Raw genomic sequence first — 1,791 nt, 5'->3', positions numbered from 1 at the left:
CGGTGACCAGCCAGTCGCGGGCGGAGGTGGCGTTGGTGATGGTCTCGATCGTAGTGAACGTCTTGGACGCGACGATGAACAGCGTCTCGGCCGGGTCCAGGTCGCGCACGGCCTCGTGGAGGTCGGCGCCGTCGACGTTGGAGACGAAGCGGACGGTCAGCGAGCGGTCCGTGAAGGAGCGCAGCACCTCGTACGCCATGGCGGGGCCGAGGTCGGACCCGCCGATGCCGATGTTGACGATGTTCTTGATCGGCTTGCCGGTGTGCCCGGTCCACTCGCCCGCCCGGACCCGCTCGGAGAAGGCGGTCATCTTGTCGAGGACGGCGTGCACGGCCGGGACCACGTTCTCGCCGTCCACCTCGATCACGGCGCCGCGGGGGGCGCGGAGCGCGGTGTGCAGGACGGCGCGGTCCTCGGTGGTGTTGATCTTCTCGCCGCGGAACATGGCGTCCCGCAGCCCGGCGACGTCGGTGGCGGCCGCGAGATCACGCAGCAGCCGCAGCGTCTCGTCGGTGACCAGGTGCTTGGAGTAGTCGATGTGGAGGTCGCCGACCCGCAGGGTGTACGCGCTGCCGCGCTCCGGCGCGTCCGCGAACAGCTGCCGCAGGTGTGTCTGCCCGAACTCCTCGCGGTGCTCGGCGAGAGCGTTCCACTCGGGCGTCTGATTGAGCTTGGCTCGGCTTTGTGCGTTCATACCGGAAATTCGCCCACTTCTTCTCGTACCTGCAACATGCCCCGCTGCCCCTCCAACCTAATTGATCGGGAGGGTCCGGCGGGGCCCTCACGGGGCCGGGCGGGCGGCATACCACGACCGGCCGGGCACCCGAGGGGGTGGCCGGCCGGTGAAGAGCTTCAGGTCCTAGATCTCGCCGCGCAGTTTGGCGAGGGCCTCGGCGAGGATCGCCTCGCCGTCCGCGTCGCTGCGGCGCTCGCGCACGTATGCCAGGTGCGTCTTGTACGGCTCGGTGCGCGGGGGGTCCGGCGGGTTGTCCTGGTCCTGTCCGGCCGGGAAACCGCAGCGCGGGCAGTCCCAGGTGTCCGGCACCTGTGCGTCATGGGCGAAGCTGGGCTGGGTCTCGTGCCCGTTCGAGCACCAGAAGGAGATGCGCAGGCGGGGCGCTGACTCGCCCCGCTCGGCCTCCCCCATCGGCCCGGCTCCGACCCGGCTTCCCCGGATCGCGTTGCCACTTGCCACGGTTGTAACTCCCTGCGTGATGGTGCTCGAGGTTGCCCCAGTCTACGTAAGGCCCAACGCGCGTCCAGCGAAAGGAGTTACACCGTTACGGGAATCGCCGACGGCTGATCAGTCCAGCTTGATGAGCAGGCCGAGAACGACGATGCAGGCGAACCAGAGCAGGCCGACCACGACGGTGATGCGGTCGAGGTTCCGCTCGGCGACGGAGGAGCCGCCGACGGAGGACTGCATACCGCCACCGAACATGTCGGAGAGGCCGCCGCCCTTGCCCTTGTGCATCAGCACCAGCAGCATCAGCAGCAGGCTGAAGACGATCAGGGCGATCTCGAACGCCAAAATCACGGCTGGCTCCTACTTTCCGGAATTCTCGGGACTGCGTCTGCGAACAGCGGGGGCCGGGGGTTCACCCCTCGGCCCCCGCAAGGGTACGACGGATCGGCGCTAGGGCCTACTCACTGGTCGCGGAAGCGGACGATCTTGACGAACTCGTCGGCGTCCAGTGCGGCGCCCCCGATCAGCGCGCCGTCGACGTCGGGCTGCGCCATGATGGCGGCGACGTTCCCGGACTTCACCGAGCCGCCGTACTGGATGCGGAC

The 1,791-nt window shown here is 68.7% G+C and carries 3 protein-coding genes and 1 pseudogene; all 4 read right to left on the bottom strand.

Annotated features, from left to right (window positions below; translation table 11 throughout):
* A pseudogene (locus tag IH13_RS0106825) lies at window positions 1–694 on the bottom strand (glucose-6-phosphate isomerase); the annotation flags it as partial.
* Between the two features lie 165 nt (window positions 695–859).
* Window positions 860–1,195: an RNA polymerase-binding protein RbpA gene (locus tag IH13_RS0106820; RefSeq protein ID WP_078492600.1), complete on the bottom strand. Its 336-nt coding sequence runs from the start codon at window positions 1,193–1,195 to the stop codon at window positions 860–862.
* A 108-nt stretch (window positions 1,196–1,303) separates the two neighbouring features.
* Entirely contained in the window at window positions 1,304–1,537 is a 234-nt protein-coding gene (secG, locus tag IH13_RS0106815; protein ID WP_031081938.1) for a preprotein translocase subunit SecG, read from the bottom strand.
* A gap of 110 nt (window positions 1,538–1,647) precedes the next feature.
* The coding region (locus IH13_RS0106810; RefSeq protein ID WP_031081936.1) for a triose-phosphate isomerase at window positions 1,648–1,791 on the bottom strand (144 nt) is incomplete at its 5' end.

Source organism: Streptomyces sp. NRRL WC-3549 (assembly GCF_000721935.1).
In the GTDB taxonomy this organism is placed as follows: Bacteria; Actinomycetota; Actinomycetes; order Streptomycetales; family Streptomycetaceae; genus Streptomyces.
The sequence above is the reverse complement of the archived record's forward strand: the minus strand, read 5'-3'. Positions and strand labels throughout refer to the sequence as shown.